Genomic DNA, 2,906 nt, shown 5'->3' with positions numbered 1-2,906 from the left:
AGATACTTTGATCAGATTCAGAAAGAATACATCATTTTCACGCAGATCCAGTTCCTTTGAAAATGTTACTCCGGCCTTTAACTTTACTGTTTCAGTTGAAACAGGCGAACCGTCATTAAGTTTCTTTATTTGTTCCACCTGCTGTTTGGTGAGCTGATCAGGCCGGCCCATTGAAAGATAAGTGGAATAAGGGTCGTTGGTATGATAACCCACTTTATAGATTTCAAGCTTATATCGGCCAGCCGGAACTCCGGATATGCTTATTTTTACTTTCCCCTTTAACCTGGCAGGCAAATCGCGGACATAATACACCTGGTTATTCACAGAATCTCCCGGATGTGTATTGGTGAAATCCCAGAAAAGCACCTGAACATTTCCATTAGTACTTTTGCAAGCCCAGGAACGGGCATCGTTATCAACCAACTCTGTTTTCGCCAATTTATTTAAAAACCTGAAGGAATAAAATGCAGGTTTATTGATGCCCTGCGTATTAAGCAGACCGAAACCACCGTGAAAAGGGGTAAAACGGGGCCCTGCTTCCTCAAAAATGTCGGTAAACACCCAATATGACATTGAATTGGCTGCTGTTCCAACCTGTTTGATTTTTTCAAGAATATATGCAGCCTCATGATAACTGTCATGGATGGGATCAGCCGGAGTGTAGGAAGAACTCCATTCGGTATAATGCAGCTCCAGGCCAGGCATAGCAGAACCTGCAATTTGTTTGCGTGAATTCAGAATTACCCCGCTGACACTCATGGGACTTTTGTCAAGTATGGTACCCGAATTCCCGTATTCATCAAGATACCCCCTTTTTACACCGTATGTATGGGTGCTGATAAAATCCAGGGGAAGCTTGTTTTTACTGCAGAAGTTAATCATATCCGGAACCCAGGCAGCACCGGCAGTAGCAGGCCCGCCGACCCGGTATTCCTTATTTACACTTTTAATGGCTTTAGCGGTATAACTATATAACTTAAAATATTCTTCCTGGGTCCCTGCCCAGAAACTACTAAGATTAGGCTCATTCCAAACTTCAAAATACCAGGTTTTTACTTCATTTTCGCCATAACGTTCGGTGAAATGCCGCACGAGATTTCGGATTAAATCAGCCCACTTGTCATAATCCTTTGGCGGGGTAACATTACCCTTCCACCAGAAAATACTTTTAGTGCCACTGGCCAGGGCATTCGGCATAAATCCAAGTTCCACAAAAGGTTTCATCCCTATACTCTGCAGGTAATCATATAAAACATCAATATACTGAAAATTATATTCAGGCTTACCCTTTTTATCCTCCCGGTAAACCCCCATATCATCGGTTAACAAGCCATGCATACGGATATACCTGAAGTCACATTCCTTTTTGACATAAGCCAGCTGCTTTTGCCAGTCAGCCCGTAAGCCTTCATTTGCGCGCCCTGCGCCAATACATTCCTTGAACATCCGGTTCAATGGCCCTTTAACTTTAGTAAAATCAACAGCGATGACCCGATCTTTGAGGTCTGGATTGTTATTTGAATTATTTTGGGCAAAAGATGAGGTTATAAAAAGACAGCCAAAAATAATGGTTAACAGGTGATTAATATTCATTCGTTTGGGATTAACAGGTTAATAATAATTCGGGAAATTTATAACTAATTTTTAACTTTATCAAAAAGCACAAAATGAATATATTTATTTTTTATATCACCTGGTAGGATCATATTAGCGTCAAAAAGGGAATAATAAAAATGCAGGGATGAATTATAAATTTTCATTTACTTGTTTCAAAAAAACTTGTTACGGATAAAATCAATAATTCCAGCAATTAGGTATATCCCCAGATAGATAAATATCACAAGACCTGTAATGCCTATTTTTTCATATACATTTTTAAACCATCCCTTATTTGAGGGCTGAACCTGGCTGGAATTGTCGTTGGTGTTATTGCCGGTGCTATTTGAGATTTCCGAAGTATTATTGTTGCTTTGCTCTTGAACACTATTTTTTTCCAGATCATTGTATCTTTCCGACAGCTTAAAATAGAGGTCTTTCGTGCATAACAGTTCCCTCTGTGCAATAACAGCATTGCCCTGTGCCGAAACATCATCCATATCCGATTCGGAATTAACCATGCCCCTGACATATTTTCGTCTGGCATTAATCTGATCCTCATCTAGCATCTGCTCAAGCCTTGAAATTGCATTTTTTAACTGGCTTATTTCTTCGCTATTACTAAGATTCACGGAATTAAAATCCACAATCACCCGTTCGAATCCTATTCCGGTTTCATTGTCTTGTTCCATGGAAAGATCAATGGCATAAGGAAGATTATAATAAGCGAAAACATAAGCACGGGGGCTGGACAATTCGGGAGACGAACTTCTGTCGCGGTCGGCCGGATAAGCTGTCTGAGCAACCGGGACCTGATTTTCCGCGTCCTGTAATTCGTCACTGACCTGCGCCTCAGATTTTACGATTAACAATAAGAATAATGATGCCGATAAAACAAGCAGCCGGGAAAGTTGTGTTTTTACTTGCATAAATAATAACTTTTCTGTTAGGAGTATAATGAATTATTTTTTACTTCTACCTCCACCTTTCACTTTATGGCCCTACCAGCCTTTCAGAATGGGTGTGATTCAAATTATTAAATTCCGGATATCCGCCCTATTCGAACCCACGTTCACGAATATTTCTTTCCTCACAGGGATAACGATTCCCTTACTCTCAGGAATATGTTGATCTTTACCGCTGCATGATTCTTGCAGTATATTCAATTTTTCCTTTGCTAATGCCGTGTAAAGATAAATTTCAACAAGAAAAACCTACACAAAGAAGTAATAAATTTTTTAACAACTTTCTAACAAGAAAAGCGAATAAGAATATACCATGTTACTTTTGTCTTTAAACTTTGCAGTTTT

2 protein-coding genes are annotated in these 2,906 nt (G+C 39.5%); both read right to left on the bottom strand.

Translation table 11 applies throughout. The features are described from left to right. Positions 1-1,593, bottom strand: a 1,593-nt coding sequence (locus Q8907_15420; GenBank protein MDP4275660.1) for a hypothetical protein, incomplete at its 3' end; no start/stop codon positions are given. Positions 1,594-1,769: 176 nt separating this feature from the next. Next, positions 1,770-2,525 (bottom strand): hypothetical protein, encoded by a 756-nt coding sequence (locus tag Q8907_15415; protein ID MDP4275659.1) that lies wholly within the window; start codon positions 2,523-2,525, stop codon positions 1,770-1,772. Positions 2,526-2,906: the final 381 nt, after the last annotated feature.

It is taken from the genome of Bacteroidota bacterium, from assembly GCA_030706565.1.
Taxonomy (GTDB): domain Bacteria; phylum Bacteroidota; class Bacteroidia; order Bacteroidales; family JAUZOH01; genus JAUZOH01.
This window is presented reverse-complemented; position numbering and strand designations above follow the sequence as displayed.